17 protein-coding genes, 1 pseudogene and 1 riboswitch are annotated in these 16,299 nt (G+C 34.3%); of the genes and pseudogenes, 13 read left to right on the plus strand and 5 right to left on the minus strand.

Translation table 11 applies throughout. The features are described 5' to 3' along the window. Positions 1-589: 589 nt before the first annotated feature. The 6 genes from ADJ83_RS02685 to ADJ83_RS02710 all read left to right on the plus strand — a co-directional run bounded on the left by ADJ83_RS02685 (position 590) and on the right by ADJ83_RS02710 (position 6,420). A complete protein-coding gene (locus ADJ83_RS02685; RefSeq protein ID WP_031536522.1) occupies positions 590-1,120 on the plus strand; it encodes an HD domain-containing protein in 531 nt (176 codons plus the stop codon). Between the two features lie 95 nt (positions 1,121-1,215). Then, positions 1,216-3,399: an AAA domain-containing protein gene (locus ADJ83_RS02690; RefSeq protein WP_031536521.1), complete on the plus strand. Its 2,184-nt coding sequence runs from the start codon at positions 1,216-1,218 to the stop codon at positions 3,397-3,399. 121 nt (positions 3,400-3,520) lie between these two features. Then, complete coding sequence (locus ADJ83_RS02695; RefSeq protein WP_414630330.1) at positions 3,521-4,183, plus strand: peptidylprolyl isomerase; 663 nt, start codon at positions 3,521-3,523, stop codon at positions 4,181-4,183. An 83-nt stretch (positions 4,184-4,266) separates the two neighbouring features. After that, positions 4,267-4,704, plus strand: a complete 438-nt coding sequence (locus tag ADJ83_RS02700; protein ID WP_031536519.1) for a peptidylprolyl isomerase — start codon at positions 4,267-4,269, stop codon at positions 4,702-4,704. 96 nt (positions 4,705-4,800) lie between these two features. Continuing rightward, on the plus strand, positions 4,801-5,544 hold the full coding sequence (locus tag ADJ83_RS02705; protein ID WP_031536518.1) for an SDR family NAD(P)-dependent oxidoreductase: 744 nt from the start codon (positions 4,801-4,803) through the stop codon (positions 5,542-5,544). A 102-nt stretch (positions 5,545-5,646) separates the two neighbouring features. Next, complete coding sequence (locus ADJ83_RS02710; RefSeq protein WP_031536517.1) at positions 5,647-6,420, plus strand: TerC family protein; 774 nt, start codon at positions 5,647-5,649, stop codon at positions 6,418-6,420. Positions 6,421-6,473: 53 nt separating this feature from the next. Here ADJ83_RS02710 and ADJ83_RS02715 read toward each other — a convergent pair whose 3' ends face one another. Continuing rightward, a complete protein-coding gene (locus ADJ83_RS02715; RefSeq protein WP_031536516.1) occupies positions 6,474-6,992 on the minus strand; it encodes a ribonuclease H-like YkuK family protein in 519 nt (172 codons plus the stop codon). A gap of 316 nt (positions 6,993-7,308) precedes the next feature. Between ADJ83_RS02715 and ADJ83_RS02720 the strand changes: the two genes are divergently transcribed. The 3 genes from ADJ83_RS02720 (at position 7,309) to lepB (ending at position 9,431) form a co-directional block, all read left to right on the plus strand. Next, positions 7,309-8,211 carry a DUF4349 domain-containing protein gene (locus tag ADJ83_RS02720; protein ID WP_031536515.1) on the plus strand — a complete coding sequence of 301 codons (903 nt, stop codon included), beginning with the start codon at positions 7,309-7,311 and terminating at the stop codon, positions 8,209-8,211. 136 nt (positions 8,212-8,347) lie between these two features. Then, positions 8,348-8,905, plus strand: coding sequence for a GNAT family N-acetyltransferase (locus ADJ83_RS02725; RefSeq protein ID WP_031536514.1), 558 nt, complete (start codon positions 8,348-8,350; stop codon positions 8,903-8,905). A gap of 43 nt (positions 8,906-8,948) precedes the next feature. Beyond that, positions 8,949-9,431: a signal peptidase I gene (gene lepB, locus ADJ83_RS02730; protein ID WP_311298858.1), complete on the plus strand. Its 483-nt coding sequence runs from the start codon at positions 8,949-8,951 to the stop codon at positions 9,429-9,431. A gap of 54 nt (positions 9,432-9,485) precedes the next feature. Here the strand turns inward: lepB and ADJ83_RS02735 are convergent, their stop codons facing one another. Further along, positions 9,486-9,743 carry a DUF2533 family protein gene (locus ADJ83_RS02735; protein WP_031536512.1) on the minus strand — a complete coding sequence of 86 codons (258 nt, stop codon included), beginning with the start codon at positions 9,741-9,743 and terminating at the stop codon, positions 9,486-9,488. A gap of 587 nt (positions 9,744-10,330) precedes the next feature. Between ADJ83_RS02735 and ADJ83_RS02740 the strand changes: the two genes are divergently transcribed. The 3 genes from ADJ83_RS02740 (at position 10,331) to chrA (ending at position 13,279) form a co-directional block, all read left to right on the plus strand. Further along, positions 10,331-11,284, plus strand: a complete 954-nt coding sequence (locus ADJ83_RS02740; RefSeq protein WP_031536511.1) for a tyrosine-type recombinase/integrase — start codon at positions 10,331-10,333, stop codon at positions 11,282-11,284. Positions 11,285-11,473: 189 nt separating this feature from the next. Continuing rightward, positions 11,474-11,914 carry a CoxG family protein gene (locus ADJ83_RS02745; RefSeq protein WP_031536510.1) on the plus strand — a complete coding sequence of 147 codons (441 nt, stop codon included), beginning with the start codon at positions 11,474-11,476 and terminating at the stop codon, positions 11,912-11,914. 162 nt (positions 11,915-12,076) lie between these two features. After that, positions 12,077-13,279, plus strand: a complete 1,203-nt coding sequence (chrA, locus tag ADJ83_RS02750; protein ID WP_031536509.1) for a chromate efflux transporter — start codon at positions 12,077-12,079, stop codon at positions 13,277-13,279. Between the two features lie 56 nt (positions 13,280-13,335). Here chrA and ribE (ADJ83_RS02755) read toward each other — a convergent pair whose 3' ends face one another. The 3 genes and pseudogenes from ribE (ADJ83_RS02755) to ribE (ADJ83_RS02765) form a co-directional block, all read right to left on the minus strand. Next, the gene (ribE, locus tag ADJ83_RS02755; RefSeq protein WP_031536508.1) at positions 13,336-13,809 is read right to left on the minus strand and encodes a 6,7-dimethyl-8-ribityllumazine synthase; all 474 of its coding nucleotides are present in this window, start codon (positions 13,807-13,809) and stop codon (positions 13,336-13,338) included. 30 nt (positions 13,810-13,839) lie between these two features. After that, positions 13,840-14,430: pseudogene (ribB, locus tag ADJ83_RS02760) on the minus strand (3,4-dihydroxy-2-butanone-4-phosphate synthase); the annotation flags it as partial. Positions 14,431-14,462: 32 nt separating this feature from the next. After that, positions 14,463-15,116: a riboflavin synthase gene (gene ribE / locus ADJ83_RS02765; protein ID WP_031536506.1), complete on the minus strand. Its 654-nt coding sequence runs from the start codon at positions 15,114-15,116 to the stop codon at positions 14,463-14,465. 420 nt (positions 15,117-15,536) lie between these two features. Then, positions 15,537-15,735: riboswitch (FMN riboswitch) on the minus strand. 180 nt (positions 15,736-15,915) lie between these two features. On the opposite strand from ribE (ADJ83_RS02765), the gene ADJ83_RS02770 reads away from it, so the two are divergent. Next, positions 15,916-16,275, plus strand: coding sequence for an MBL fold metallo-hydrolase (locus ADJ83_RS02770; RefSeq protein ID WP_031536505.1), 360 nt, complete (start codon positions 15,916-15,918; stop codon positions 16,273-16,275). The last annotated feature ends 24 nt before the right edge of the window (positions 16,276-16,299 follow it).

Genomic DNA, 16,299 nt, shown 5'->3' on the forward strand with positions numbered 1-16,299 from the left:
CGTCTTTAAAGATTAGTTATTTAGTTTTGTCCCAGCTTCTTTTTTAATCCTATGAATGAAATAAAAGATAATATTATACATATAATCTCTCTTCTTAGCTAGGCAACCAATTTTTAATGATTGAATTATAGTCTTGTTAAAATGGAACTATTTTGAGCAAAATATATAAATTGAGTGGAAAATAGCCTCTATAAAAAACTTTCCCAGCTAGTAAATTTACGAGAATATCCCATTAAATTTTACGCATTCAAAATATTATAAAAATTTAAAAACAAAATATCATTAAGTCAAATATAACTAAAACTTGTTTTCAAGTTTTCATCCTTATTTAGGTGTTTTTTATTATCATTTTATTAAAAATATAATATAATAGGAAAAATACTTTTTTAAAGATGCGAGGAAAGAATGAAACATTAACCCATTTTGGGTGTTTTTTTATAAATGCAAAACAATGGACGCTAGATGGAAAAGTAATAGCTTTAGCCCATGTGTCATCGTAGCGAAAAAGGAGAATAGGTTTAATTAATAGCAACAGACCTGCACAAACATATTAAGTTATGGGTTCAAATAAAGAAAGGAAGTGTCGGAGATGAGAGATGTTAAACTTATCGATATTTATAACCACCATATTGCTCAAAAATATATTACACGTTCAGGTTTAGCTCATGCTCTGGCAGTTGCTTATCATGCTTTTGAAATGGCAAAAGAATCAAATGTCGATGTCGATAATGCAGCTAAAGCCGGATTTTTACATGACATGGGTCATTACACTTGGTATAAAGATGGGAAATGGGATTATAAATTATATAGACAAAATGACATTCATCCAATTAAAGGAGCAGAAAGAGCGCATAAATTATTAATTCGTTTAGGTGAAAATCCTGTAAAAGCGAAAGAAATCGCATTAGCTGTCCTTTTTCATACCGATAGTTTTATTCCAGGAGGCTCCGTCATACTCTCTCCTTTACAAAAAATCGTAAAATTGGCAGATGAAAAGGATGAAGAGCCTGGAGGACATCATCACTATCGCACGATAACAAAGGAAAGAGCATTGAAAAGCTTAGAACGATTAGATACAAAAATAGATGCATATATAGAAAAACAGAAGGATAACTGCTAAAAAGAAGGATAGAAATGGAGTACTCCATTTTCTATCCTTCTTTTTTTATAAGTGTTATAATTATACAATCGATTTTTTATAAAGGAATTAGTGGAATGACAAATATTATTAAGACGATTAAAGAATGGCAGCAAGCACTTCAAATAGAAATAAATCATTTAAAAAAATTCGGCCAATCTAAAGTGGCTTTATATAATGGAATACGATTAAATACAGAGAATGATTTTACTTATTATTTTGAAAGTATCGGCAATTTAAAAGTTCCTATTGGCTCAAATGTAATCCTTCACTGGGGATCTCTTGCAGTAAAAGGGCGAGTATTATCGGCAGATGGAAAGAGCCTTCTTGTCATTTTGGAAAAGATGATTGGCGAGTATATAGCTGAAGCCTATTTGTCCCATGATCCTTGGGAGCTTCTAGAACAGCTACAAATTCGCTTTGATTCGATTAAAAAGAATAAACGAAAGCTTAGCAGAATTGTAAAATTGATGCGTCCAAATGATGCAACAAAGCATCCTACAGAAGAGCTGAAAAATCATGTCCATGAGCTTTCATTAAGGTGTAAATATAATCCTGTCTCCTTTGTATGGGGACCACCGGGAACTGGGAAAACCTATACGCTAGCAAGAGTAGCATTACAACGTTATTGGAAAGGAAAAAGAATTCTTGTTCTAGCGCAAAGTAATCAAGCAGTGGATGTACTACTAACAGAAATAACCACAACCATTAAAGAAAAAGACCGTTTTAAACTGGGAGATATCCTACGATACGGGAGAAATAGCAGTAATGGCAATCTGGAACAAGAGCAAATTACTTCTAGCTCTTTGCTAGATAAAAAAGATATGGATCTAGCAAAACAAAGGCAACAGTTTATCGAAGAAAAGCAAAAGCTTAAATCAGATCTTGCCAATGCATTTACAATTAGAGATTCTTCCCAGCTCTTAGAAATGGAAGAGAAACTGGCAAATGTAATGGAAAAAATCCGCAAAAGAGAAGTACAGTTTGTACAAAAAGCGAAAATAGTCGGGACCACCTTAGCAAAGGCTGCGACAGACCCAGCTATTTATGAAGATGAGTATGATTTAGTTATCGTGGATGAAGCAAGCATGGCATATATCCCACAGGTGGCATTTTCCGCATCTCTTGCAAAGAGAATCATTATATGCGGTGACTTCAAGCAATTACCTCCAATTGCCTCAAGCCGCCATGCTATTGTAAACAGATGGTTAAAGGAAGATATCTTCCATGCAACGGGAGTAGCTGATACAGTACATACTTCCTCCATGCATCCACAGCTTCTATTGTTAAATGAACAAAGAAGAATGCATCCATCCATCTCTGAATTTACAAATAAATATATCTATCATTCATTAGTAGGAGATTATAAGAACGTCGAAAAAAAGAGAAAACCAATCGCTGCTCAATCGCCCTTTAAGGATAATGCCAGTGTGTTATTGGACTCTAGTCATTTTGGGTCCTATGCAACTTTTGAAAAAGCCTCTAAATCACGAATGAATTATATACATCTTTTACTTGCCTTACAAGTAATCCAAGAGTCTTTAAAGGAAAAAGAAGCAAGTATTGGCTATGTTACACCTTACAGGGCACAGGCGGAAATAATGGAAGCAATGGCAATCGAATTTTTCCCAGAAGCAATGGCTGATAAGCGTTTAATAGTAGCTACCGTTCATCGTTTTCAAGGGAGCGAAAGAGATGTTATTGTATTTGACAGTGTAGAAGCTCCTTCTTTTTCTCGTCCTGGAATGCTTTTAACTGGAAAAGAGAGTGAACGGCTTATCAATGTGGCAATTAGTAGAGCAAAAGGGAAATTTATTCATATTGCCAATAGAAGCTTTATCAAAACAATGATTGATCACCGCAAAACGATTCGTCAGCTTATCAATCACCAAGAACAAATTAATAAAGTTGTTACTAACCAACATATTGGCGAATGGATTAAGCAAAAGAATCCCAAACTTTATTGGACACATGGGCAAAGAATTGATTTATTAACAAAAGATTTGACTCGTTCACAAAAAGAGATATTCGTATCTATTCCCCATTCGAAGGAAACTTTAAATCAAGAATGGAAACATATTTTTTCTAAAGCGAAAATCGTTACTACACCTGAAATTCCCTTTCCTGTGGTAATTATCGATCATAAAGTTGTTTGGTTTGGCTTTCCAATAGAATTGGTCAATGGCAGTAAACCACCATCTTTAGCAATTCGCATCCATTCACCCTATCTAGCATCTTATCTTTTAAATTATTTTGCGTAAAAAAGAATTGCCATATAATGAATGATGGCAATTCTTTTTTTACCTAAATACATTATTTATTGTATAGAAAGAAAGAGTTCGCTAAAATGGGAAAGTAACGGAGTAAAGGAGGAGTCTCATAGTGCTAACAAAACGGACTGGATCGATAATGATTGTATTTTGTGCTTCCTTGCTATTATTGCTGACAGGATGTGCAACACAGGAGGATACCGCACCAAAAAATGAAGAGAATAAAGCAAAAAGTAAAACTATATCTTCTGATGATTATCCAATTGTAACCATTACGATGGAGGATGATTCTAAAATTGAAGTGGAGCTGTATCCAGATAAAGCACCTAATACAGTGAATAACTTTATTTCATTAATCAATAAAGGCTTTTATGATGGATTGATTTTCCATCGAGTAATTCCTGATTTTATGATCCAAGGTGGAGATCCAAATGGAAATGGAACAGGTGATCCAGGGTATTCCATCAAAGGAGAATTTTCAGAGAATGGCTTTGAGAACGATTTAAAGCATGAAAGAGGCGTCCTTAGTATGGCAAGATCTCAAATGCCAGACTCAGCAGGCTCTCAATTCTTTATTATGGTAGCAGATGCCCCCCATTTGGATGGCCAATATGCACCATTTGGTAAGGTAATAGAAGGAATGGATGTAGTTGATAAGATTGTAGCAGCAGATAGAGATGAGCTGGACAAACCTCTAAAAGAGATAAAAATGAAAAAAGTTACAGTTGATACAAAAGGAATTGATTACGAGGAACCTGAAAAAGTAAAAGAATGAATCAGGAAATAAACGTTTTATTTTCTTTCTTAAGCAAAAGATGATATGATAAAAGCTGATTTTGAATTAAGGAGATGGTAAACATGGCAACAAAAGGATACATATTAATGCAAAATGGCGAAAACATCGAATTTGAATTATATCCAAATGAAGCTCCTGGAACAGTAGCTAACTTTGTAGAACTTATTAATAAAGGGTTCTATAACGGTCTAACATTCCACCGCGTCATTCCTGGTTTCGTGAGCCAAGGTGGAGATCCAAACGGTAATGGAACAGGTGGTCCTGGTTACACTATTAAATGTGAAACTGTTGGAAATCCTCATAAACACGTAGAAGGCTCACTTTCTATGGCACATGCAGGTCGTGACACAGGCGGCAGCCAATTCTTTATCGTTCACGAGCCTCAGCCACATTTAAATGGTGTTCACACTGTATTTGGACAAGTTACTTCTGGTATGTCTACAGTTAAAGCGATGAAAAATGGCGATGTAATGGAAAAAGTAGAAATCACTGAACAATAAAAGCAAAAAAGGCAGGCTGAGAAATTAGCTTGCTTTTTTTATCGTTTTTTTATTAATATAGATACTTTTCATTTATATATAGGGAGGTAGATACTTTTGTTTAAAGATAAAGTTGTGATTGTTACAGGTGCTAGCAATGGAATCGGAAGTGCGATTGCAACAGCCTATATACAAGAAGGGGCATATGTTGTTCTAGCAGATATAGATGAATCTCAAGGAAATCAACTTCTTGAACAGCTTGATGCAAAAGAGAAAGCATTATTTATTAAAACAGATGTCCGAAACGAAGCGGAGATTATTCATTTGGTTCACATGACTAAAAATACATTTGGAAAAATTGATATTCTGATTAATAATGTAGGAAAAGGGATTTTTAAATCCTTCTACGAGTTATCAATCGAGGAATGGGATGATGTCCTAAATACGAATCTTAGAAGCGTATTTCTCTGTTCAAGAGAAGTGGCCAAAATCATGCGTGACCAAAAGAACGGTGGCTCCATTATTAATATGTCTTCTAGTAGAGCTTATATGTCTGAGCCAAATACAGAAAGCTATAGTGCAAGCAAAGGTGGCATTATGGCCATTACTCATGCATTAGCGAATAGTCTTGCAGAGGCACATATAACCGTAAATAGCATTTCACCAGGCTGGATTGAAACAAAAGACTATAATAATCTCGGTGAAATCGATCATGAACAACATTTATCAAAAAGAGTAGGGAAACCAGAGGATATAGCAAGAGCTTGTCTCTTTTTAACAAACCCACAAAACGACTTTATCACTGGTACGAATTTAATGGTAGATGGCGGTATGACAGTAAAAATGATTTATGAAGAATAAACATTTCTCTTTTAGTGCTTTTCTATTAATAGTTGCTATCTGAAAATGATAGGAGTATAATAGCTTCCATATGATTACATTTATTTAATGGAGGCTTATTAAGTGGACGTTTTACACCAGATATTATCAACCTATGCTTCATTTTTCGACTGGAAGATGTGGGGAGAAGTATTAACAGATCCAGTATCTTGGGGCTTAATTGGATCGTTAGTTATTTTAGAAGGATTATTATCAGCAGATAATGCGCTTGTTTTAGCGGTTATGGTTAAACATTTGCCGCCAGACAAACAGAAAAAAGCATTAACGTATGGTTTATTTGGCGCTTACTTTTTCCGATTCTTCTTTATTGGAATTGGCGTTTATTTAATCCACTTTACATGGATTAAAGTAGTTGGGGCTGCATACTTAGCTTGGATTGTGATTAAGCATTTCTGGATTGGTGATGGAGATGAGGATGCATCAGCAATTAAAAAGGATAGCTGGACAATACGGCTATTCGGTGTATTCTGGGCTACTGTTATTTCCGTAGAGTTAATGGATTTAGCTTTCTCTGTGGACAGTATACTAGCTTCCCTTGCTGTATCAAATGAAATCTGGATTCTCTTAATAGGTGGTATGCTTGGAATCTTAATGATGAGAACTGTTGCGAAATTATTCCTCGTTCTAATTGAAAAAGTACCTGAACTTGAGAATACTGCATTTGTCTTAATTGGGATTATCGCGGCAAAAATGTTTGCAAGTATTTTCGGCTTTGAATTAGATCACTATGTATTTTTTGCCATTCTGATTGCTGCGTTTATTATCACCTTTATCATTCATTTTATTAATAAAAATAAAAAGATATCCGAAGAGATTGCTACTACAAAAGAAAAATGATTATCGTAACCTGTTCTGATTTAGGACAGGTTTTTTTGCTGAGAAAGAGGAATTTACTTCGTATATTTATTAGCATAAGAGGAGGCAACAAAAGAATCTGGCTTTATTTTCGGTTCTATGCCAATTGACTCAATTCTTGCTACCATTTCATTTACAAAATCACGGGTCTTATTTCTTCGACCGGCTCCAATATCAATATGTCCTTCAATAGAGAAAGTGGCTCCTTGGTAGACAAATGGTAATACAACGTCTATTAACTGGTTTTTCTTATCCTCTGTAAAGAGACTAACAACTTCTTCTGTTAGCGTTGTCTCATAGGAAATCTTCTCATGCAATCGTAAAACCTTCCTGGGCAAAACTACTTTTCTAATGCAAGCCCATGCTCCCTTTCCTTTATTCATTATAACAATACCCGTAATAAAAGTAGTATGCTTTGCATGCACTTGTGAATCTGTGCCAATCATTAATTGATAATTTCCAGCAGGATTTCGAGACATAAAGGAAAGAATCCGTTGAAATACGATTTCAAACGTCATTTTCTTTTCTTGTAGGTTTTGAAAGGTAAGTTCCATATGCCTGTCTAACTCCACTAATATCCCTCCATATAAGCGTAATTTCCAACTCATTTTTATACCATTGTATGTTCAGCAAATGGAATTATCACTGAAAGTAAACTTGTATTATCATATACAGAGCATAGAGAATTGGTGTAAATGATTATCCCTATATTTATTAAATTAATCATTTAGCAAAGCCAATTTCCTTAGGAACCTAGGTCATTATTAAGATAGACCTTTCGCAATTTTTTGTAATCAAAATGTAATAAATTTGAAACTAATTCACTTAAAATCCGTCTAAAAGATTAACTGAACGTAGGAGGAAATATAAATGAAGAATTATCGTGTTATCACTCATGTATTTTTATTGATTTTATTCTTGTTAACAGCTTGCAGCAACGAAAATTCTGAACAAAAAAGTGCAATATCTGAAGGCAGTTCTGAAAATGAGATTGCTACTTTAGACTCTAGTAACGTGAAAGAGGAACAATTAGCGCAAACAAGTAATGAGAACAAGGATAGTGACATTACAAAAAATGCAGAAGATGATCGAATGGTTATTTACAATGCAAACCTTTCCCTACAAGTGAAGGATTACCATCAAGTAGAAGCAACGATTCAAAGTAAAGCAACCGAGCTTGGCGGTTATGTTGTCGGGTCATCTATTTACGATAGCGGGACCGAGTATATAAATGGCTCGATTACTGTGAAAATTCCACAGTCTCATTTCCAATCCTATATAAAGGAAGTAGAAAAGCACAGCATAAAGATTAAAGAGAAGAACGTGACAGGAAATGATGTTACAGAAGAATATGTTGATCTCGAGTCTAGATTAAAGGCAAAAGAGGCAGTGGAAAAACGACTATTAACCTTAATGGATCAAGCCGAAAAAACCGAAGATCTTCTAAAAATTTCAAATGACCTAGCAACCGTACAAGAAGAAAAGGAACAAATTTTAGGTAGAATGAACTATTTGCAAAATAATGTGGACTATTCAACTGTTACTATCCAATTGGAAGAAGAGTTAGTAAAGGTTGATGCTATTAAAAATAAGGAATCACTAAATACATGGCAAAAAGCAAAAAGTCAATTTGTTACTACGATTAACGGGATTATTTCGTTTTTATCTGGTGTAGCCGTATTTACTATTGGTTTGTCACCAATTATCATCCCAATTTTGATCGTACTAATTATTTGGATTTTTTATAGAAAAAAAAGAAAGCCTCAGGAATAGGGCGACTAGATTTTATGATATAATGATAGTAATAACTAGCTTGGATAAATATTCCAGTAGAAATTCAAAAATAATATTAGGCACTATTACTAGAGTATAAAAATATAATGGGTTCCCATGAATTCGGAGGGATAAAATGGGGATAATTGTAACAGAAAAAGAATACCTCATTCGACATGGTGAATGGATAGACGCAGAAGCAATATTAAAAATACAGCGTACCGTTATCGCTGAAGGCGATTACTTAATAACTTTAGCCGAAGAGTTTAATCATACCTTAGAAGAACAGCAGCATTGGATCAATAATATTTTACGTAACGAAAGAGAAACATTATTAGTTGCAGAAATAGACGGTGAATTGATTGGATTTCTTGTGTTTCAATCTCCAGAAAGAAAGAGATTGCATCATACGGGATCATTTAGTATCATGATAACCAATGAATATAGAAATAAAGGGATAGGGAAAAAACTATTAGAGGTACTACTCCAATGGGCAGAAAGAAACCCTGTTATCGAAAAAGTAAATTTAGGCGTTTTCTCAACAAACTATCAAGCAATTTCGTTGTACAAAAGGATGGGTTTTGTAGAAGAAGGTCGTAAGCTAAATGAATTTAAAATTGCCGAAAATGAATACGTAGACGACATTCTCATGTATAAATTAGTGAAAGGAAGACAACTAGGAAGGAGGAGCTAATATAAATAATACTGAATTTAAGAAAGAGCTAAAATCATGGATTATCGCTCTAGTATGTGCATTAGTTTTTGTCTTTTTATGCAGGAACTTTATATTTACTCCTGTTAAAGTAGTTGGTCAGTCTATGCAGCCTACATATGAAAATCAAGATCGAGTTATTGTCTCAAAAATAGGTCATATAAAGCATTTTGATACAATAGTTTTTCATTCTCCGATTGAGAAAGAAGATTACATTAAGAGAGTTATTGGCTTACCAGATGATACGATTGAAATCCAAGATGACACTCTTTATATAAATGGACAAAAATACGAGGAACCCTATTTAAAGCAAAATAAGAGCCAATTGCTTCCTAATCAAAGATTAACAGAAAATATCAAAATCAAAGTGCCTAAGGATCATATATTTGTACTAGGTGATAATCGGCAAAATAGTATGGATAGCAGGCAAATTGGATGTATTTCAAAAGATGCTGTTATTGGAAAGGCCATTTTTAGATTTCATCCATTCATGGAAAATTATGAATAAAGATACCAAAAAAGCGTTGGAAGATAGTTGAAATTCCTTTTAACGCTTTTTCTTTTACTTAGAACGATTAACAAAATCAATAACCATTTCTTTAGTCACTTTCTTTCTTGTTGGAACAACACCAAGTCTAGCTAACTCATTGATTTGTTCCGTCACTACATTTATTTTTCCAACAGAAAAAGTCTCCCCAGCTTTACAAAGCAATAACGCTTCTTCGATGAAGGATTCGCGCAGTTGATCTAATTGTTTATAACGAATAACGCGAGAATTCACTTGTTCTACATGTTTAGTAATTTCTTTATGTACACTCATATTCTAGCTCCTTATATACTGTATATGATTATTTTAATATTTAATCGATTGAAAAGACAGAATTAATTTTGTTTACATAATATAATTATGATTAATTAATAGCTTTCGAGATCCAAACTATATGTAAAAGGAGGATAGATTAATGGAATTGACAGTATGAAAAACTAAAAACGCCTATTTTCACTATAAAAGTAGATAGCTAAGTATAGGAGAAAAAAGGATAATGCTAATTTTAACTATAAGGAATAAAGAAGGTGAAATCTCCCATAGATAATAATTCGTCAGAGGATTAGATTCAGCTATTTGATTTCATTTAATTCCAAGATAGGAATAAATAGCATCGAAAAATTTAATAGGCTAAGCAGAACAAATAGAAGCTTCATCCAATCACCTCTCATCATTATCCTTAATTCTCCCAATTTTAGTGATAAAATGATATTGGTTATTACATATTTACATACAAATAGATAATTCATTCTTTCGTAGGAGTTTTAACAACATTACCGCGCATAATATCTCTTATGTGCGGTTATTTAAGAAATATAGTATACTAAAATTACTACTTTATAAATTAGGTGGATATACATATGATTACAAAGGAAACATTATTTACGTGGTATGAAGAAGAGCTAACCCTTTTTCGGACTGAAATGGATAATAAAGATTACAGTATATTTACGATTGAAAATTATTTACGGGATATTTATTTCTTTTTAGAATTTATTACACGCAAAAAGGAGGAATATACGGATTTAAGTACGGTGAAGAAATTACAAATTACCCTATTTATGAATGAATTAAAAACGAAGCGTGCAAATTCTTCTAGTTCGAGAAATAGAAGATTAACGGCTATTCGATCTTTTTATAAATGTTTGGTAGATTATGAGCTTGTTCAAAAAAATCCAGCAATCGATTTGGAAAGCGCAAAAGAACAAAAGGGAAAACTGCCAAGTTACCTAGAAAAAAACGAATTAAAGTCCTTTTTTGAAATGGTCGGAAAGGTATCACAAAAACAGCATCAAAGACGAAATAAAGTAATTCTTGGCCTCATGGCGTTTGCAGGTCTTCGGGTGATGGAAATCCATTCTTTAAATCTGTCTTCTATTAATCAAAAAAGAGGTATTCACGTACTGGGAAAGGGAAATAAGTCTCGGTATATTCCGTTACCTAAAAGGCTAATGGAAGAATTACAATTATATATAGAAGAAAATAGGATTTATCCAATGAAAGGGCAGGAGGATGCGCTCTTTATTTCAAGACGAGGGAAGCGAATTTCTCGAAGAAGAATTCAAGAAATTACAGAACGGATTATCGATCAAATGGGAAAGGAATATCCAGAGTTAAAATGGAAGGAAAAAGGAATATCTAGTCACAAGTTAAGACATAGCTTCGCAACACATTTAGTGCGGGATGGTCGAGATATCCGAACTGTACAAGAGCTACTTGGACATACAAATTTAAATACAACCCAAAAATACACACATGTTTCCGATTCGCAAAAGGAAAAGGCAATGGATTTAGAGATTTCAGAATACATGTAGAGATACCATAATAATATTATGTAAACTTAAAATCATTCTAATTCATAATCTAACATTTGACAGAATATATATATAAATAGTCTATGATCTAAACATAATCCCTTTTCTTTGCAGTGAGGCCATATCCCATGTGCTTACATCAAGAGAAGGGATTAGTCTGTCAATGAAAGATAAGGGAAGTGTTTTTCGATGCCAAGTAAAAAGCATTCAATTATCGTCCACGCTAACGCAAAAAAGGTTTGGGATTTTGTTCGCTCCATGAATAACTGGGCTCCTTTAGTACCTGGCTACATCTACCATCAAATCATAAACGATACGGTTTCTACTTGGGAATTCAAAATTGATATGGGGCTTTTTAAGAAGAAAGTGGAAATGAAAGTAAAGATATTAGAATGGAAAGAACCATCAAAGGTTACTTTTGAATTAGTTGGGATTAATGAGCATTTTGAAGGCAATGGCTATTTTATGGTAGAGGTGAAGAATGCAAATTATACAAAAATGACGGGTTATTTAGAAATAAATTCTACAGGAACTTTTCCGAATGTAACGAATAATATCATGCAGCCTAAATTAGAGGAGATTGCAGAAGAATTGACGATAGCTGTGAGTAAAGCAATCGAAAGTTTATGATAATAACATTATGTTAACTAAACTGTTCAATGATGAAATGAGAACATTCTATTTCTTCATTGGACGTTTTATTAATTTTTTGTAAATTTTTCGTTAATTAACTTGGTTAAAAAGATATCCTCCTATATGATAAAGATTACTAATTTTATTGGAGGTATCTCATTGGAAAAAGAAAAACAATGGAAGAAAAGTAAAACTTTTTTAGAAATTTTACTTATTTCCACAAAGTTAGGATTCACTTCATTTGGAGGGCCAGTTGCACATTTAGGTTATTTTCACAATGAATATGTACGACGAAGGAAATGGTTAGACGAAAAAAGCTATGCTGATTTAGTAGCTCTTTGTCAATTTCTACCTGGCCCAGCGAGCAGTCAGGTTGGAATAGGGATAGGAATTTTACGGGGAGGACTCCTCGGCGGGATCATTTCTTTTTTAGGCTTTACATTACCTTCTGTTATTGCTTTGATGATTTTTGCTAGTGTAATAGAGGTCTTAGATATAGAGAATGCAGGTTGGATACATGGTCTTAAAATAGTTGCAGTTGCGATTGTTGCCCATGCGATACTTGGTATGGCCAAGAATTTAACACCAGACCTAAAAAGAAAGACGATTGCACTCTTTGCATTAGTGCTTACACTCTTATGGCAAAGTGTCTTTTCCCAAGTAGGGGTAATTATATTTTCAGCTTTAATCGGCTATTTTCTATATAAACAGCAAACAATGCAGCAAGTTCAAGAAGAAGTTACTTTTCCAATTTCAAAAAGAGTAGCAAGTGTTTCTTTATTATTATTTTTTGCCCTTCTTTTCCTTTTACCAGTAATACGCGAGCTATTTACATACCCATGGATTGCCATGTTTGATAGTTTTTATCGATCTGGCTCTCTTGTATTCGGAGGAGGACATGTAGTTTTGCCTCTTTTAGAGCGTGAATTTGTCCCTGGTGGATGGTTAAGCGAAGAAGCATTTCTTGCAGGATACGGTGCAACACAGGCAGTTCCTGGTCCTTTGTTTACATTTGCTGCATATATTGGAACAGTTCTGAATGGATGGGGAGGGGGACTACTTGCGACATTCGCCATATTCCTGCCAGCCTTTTTATTAGTTGTTGGAACACTTCCATTCTGGAACTCCTTCAGAAAGAACACGAAAATTCAAGGTGCTTTAATGGGGGTAAATGCAGCAGTTGTTGGCATTCTAATCTCTGCATTTTATCACCCTATTTGGACTAGTAGTGTCTTACAGGCAAGCGATTTTGCTTTTGCAGCCATTTTATTTTCGATGTTAGTTTATTGGAAGCTTCCATCATGGATCATTGTTATTACAGGTGTAGTTGGTGGAATGCTACTTTCATATATCCCATTGTAATATTTGAAATAAAAACCTATAAGCGAGTGATTATCTCGCTTATAGGTTTTTATTTTTTAAGCTTTTGTTAACTGGCTATATAAATTACCCATTTCAATCGCGTTAACTGCAGCTTCCCAGCCCTTATTTCCAGCTTTCGTGCCTGCTCGTTCGATCGCTTGCTCAATATTTTCCGTAGTCAGAACACCAAAGATAACAGGGATTTCCGTACTTAACGAAACATTAGCCACACCCTTTGCGACTTCATTACTTACATAATCAAAATGAGGTGTAGCGCCACGAATAACAGTGCCAAGTGTAATAACCGCATCATATTTACCAGACGCAGCTAGTTTTTTGGCAGCTAAAGGAATTTCATATACACCAGGAACCCACATTACAGAAATGTCATTCTCGTTTACTCCATGACGATTTAACGCATCTTCTGCTCCTGATAAAAGTCTAGTAGTAATAAATTCATTAAAACGGGACACAACAATCCCAATTTTTAAGCCAGTTCCAATTAAATTTCCTTCAAATACTTGTTTCATTATTTATTCCACCTTTTGTAATAAACTTTGTCTATATCGAATTAAATCCTGTATGGTAATCATTTTTAAATCAAATTTTTCAGCAATCAACTTTAAATCTTTCACTCTTGCCATTGTTCCGTCTTCTTTTAAAATTTCACAAATAATTCCAACTGGTTTTGCTCCTGCAAGTATCGCCAAATCAACAGCTGCTTCTGTGTGTCCATTGCGGTTTAGCACGCCACCATCTTTTGCGATGAGAGGAAAGATGTGACCTGGTCTTGTAAAATCATCAGCAATTGCGCCTGCATCAACCAATTTGCTTATTGTATGGGCACGTTCAAACGCACTAATTCCTGTTGATGTCTCTCTATGGTCAATACTAATTGTAAATGCAGTGCTTCTCGGATCACTACTATTTGTCACCATCGGAGGGAGTTGAAGTTTATCTGCTAAAGCATGTTGGATGGGAACACAAATAAGACCACGACCCTCTTTTGCCATGAAATTGATCATTTCTGGTGTAACATGATCTGCCAATCCAATGAAATCTCCTTCATTTTCTCGATCTTCATCATCACAAACAATGATAACTTTACCTTTTTTTAAATCAATTAAAGCATTTTCAATGGAATCAAACATCGTTTTCATCCTTTCATAGTATAAATTCATGATTAAAAACCATTTTCTCTTAAAAAGGAAGCAGTTAGGTTTGATTCTTTTTTTACGACTGGATCTTTGTCTCTATTCATAAAGGAATAAAAATATTTGGCCAAAAGATCAAATTCAATATTAACAAGCTCACCTTTTCGTCTATTCCCAATCATACTGACTTTAGAAGTATGGGGGATGAGCGATACGAAAATAGAAGTAGGAGTCGTTTTAAAAATGGTTAAACTCGTTCCGTCAACGGTGATAGACCCTTTATCCATGGTTAGATGCACTTGATTCTCTGGAATTTGAATTTCTACCAATGTGCTATTTTCCACTTTTTGTGTGGAGATAATCGTACCTGTACAATCAACATGTCCAGACACAAAGTGCCCACCAAACCTTCCATCAGCAGCCATCGCTCGTTCTAAATTAACGCCTGTGCCACTACTTAGAAGTCTAAGAGTTGTATCATTATAAGTGTTTGGCATAACATCGACTGTGAATAAATTATAGTCAAAGGAAGTAACCGTTAAGCATACACCGTTAACGGCAATACTATCACCGATTTTCATATCCTCCATAATTTGTTCTGCTTGAATCACTATGGAAATCGTATGCCCTGTCTTTTTACTATGCTTCACAACACCTAATTCTTCGACTAGTCCAGTAAACAAGGGGAATTTCCTCCTTTCTACAACGTGTATTTTAAAGCTCTTAAATAGCTAATGGGGGTCAACCATTTTTAATGGATAGAACTAAATTCTAAAAGTCCCTGAAAAAAACATCATAAAACCCCGTATAAAAACTTATACGGGGCCAAGTACATACTTAAATAAACGTATTGTATGAGAGAAAAGCTGTCTTTTATCGATTGTTGTTTGTAACTAACACTGTCAATGGACATCATTCAAAATCCTTTTTGAAAAAAAGGAAGAACGATTCTTAGCTTTCGTATAGTTAGCACATATTACGTCAACTAAAACACACCACTATACAGCATCACCAAATACAACAAAACAAATCCATAGAAAAACAGGAAAAAGAATTGTGAAAAATCTTTTCATTCTATAATTCATACCATATTGTTTACTGTTATTTGCCTTCTCCCATCCAGACTTTACTGTCGGCTTTGGTTTCTCACCAAATCCACCGTTTTATAAATTAGCTATATCATTCGAATAAAAAGTATTGCAATTAGCCAATAATCAATCTCATAAAACGGGTCACGGGCTTAGAGTTTTACGAACACTCATCACCGCCGGTTGGGAATTTCACCCGACCCCGAAGGCGATTACACGTATTGTGTAATCATAACTATTTAATTAACTGTATCGTACACCTTTTCCTATCAATTATCAATAATTTTATTTTAAGTACTCTTTTTACACTACAGGTTAAGGAATAACTCTACTATAAAAGAGGTGTTTCTTTTATTGATTTGGTCACACTAAAAGTAAAAAGTGGAGGCATGAAATGAAAATTGCAGAAAATGTATTTGGTTATCGAACAGCAATTGCTAATATAGCCTATATTGCAGGATTAGGACCGAAGAAAGAGGATTGGGTCCTTATCGATACAGGAATACCCTATTCAGCGTCGTTTATCCTAAAAAACACAAAACAACTTTTCAACGAGAAGAAACCACTAGCAATCATTTTAACCCATGCTCATTTTGATCATATTGGCGCATTACAGACCCTTGTTAATAAGTGGAATGTTCCAGTATATATTCATGAAAAAGAAATTCCCTATTTAGGGGTAGCGTCAGGAAAATGCGGATTTACAACGTTAAGGAAATCAAAATATAAAAAGCCTAATTTCTCGGTGTTATAAGTGAAAAATTAGGCTTTAGTTACT

It is taken from the genome of Bacillus sp. 522_BSPC (genome assembly GCF_001076885.1).
Lineage (GTDB): Bacteria > Bacillota > Bacilli > Bacillales > Cytobacillaceae > Niallia > Niallia hominis.

Excerpts from the sequence above, each read along its gene's own strand:
- ADJ83_RS02720 (WP_031536515.1), top strand. The coding sequence starts at position 7,309 with ATGAAGAATTATCGTGTTATCACTCATGTATTTTTATTGATTTTATTC.
- ADJ83_RS02690 (WP_031536521.1), top strand. The coding sequence starts at position 1,216 with ATGACAAATATTATTAAGACGATTAAAGAATGGCAGCAAGCACTTCAA.
- ADJ83_RS02685 (WP_031536522.1), top strand. The coding sequence starts at position 590 with ATGAGAGATGTTAAACTTATCGATATTTATAACCACCATATTGCTCAA.
- ADJ83_RS02725 (WP_031536514.1), top strand. The coding sequence starts at position 8,348 with ATGGGGATAATTGTAACAGAAAAAGAATACCTCATTCGACATGGTGAA.
- ADJ83_RS02740 (WP_031536511.1), top strand. The coding sequence starts at position 10,331 with ATGATTACAAAGGAAACATTATTTACGTGGTATGAAGAAGAGCTAACC.
- ADJ83_RS02735 (WP_031536512.1), bottom strand. The coding sequence starts at position 9,743 with ATGAGTGTACATAAAGAAATTACTAAACATGTAGAACAAGTGAATTCT.
- ADJ83_RS02770 (WP_031536505.1), top strand. The coding sequence starts at position 15,916 with ATGAAAATTGCAGAAAATGTATTTGGTTATCGAACAGCAATTGCTAAT.
- ADJ83_RS02745 (WP_031536510.1), top strand. The coding sequence starts at position 11,474 with ATGCCAAGTAAAAAGCATTCAATTATCGTCCACGCTAACGCAAAAAAG.
- ADJ83_RS02700 (WP_031536519.1), top strand. The coding sequence starts at position 4,267 with ATGGCAACAAAAGGATACATATTAATGCAAAATGGCGAAAACATCGAA.
- ADJ83_RS02715 (WP_031536516.1), bottom strand. The coding sequence starts at position 6,992 with ATGGAACTTACCTTTCAAAACCTACAAGAAAAGAAAATGACGTTTGAA.
- ribE (WP_031536508.1), bottom strand. The coding sequence starts at position 13,809 with ATGAAACAAGTATTTGAAGGAAATTTAATTGGAACTGGCTTAAAAATT.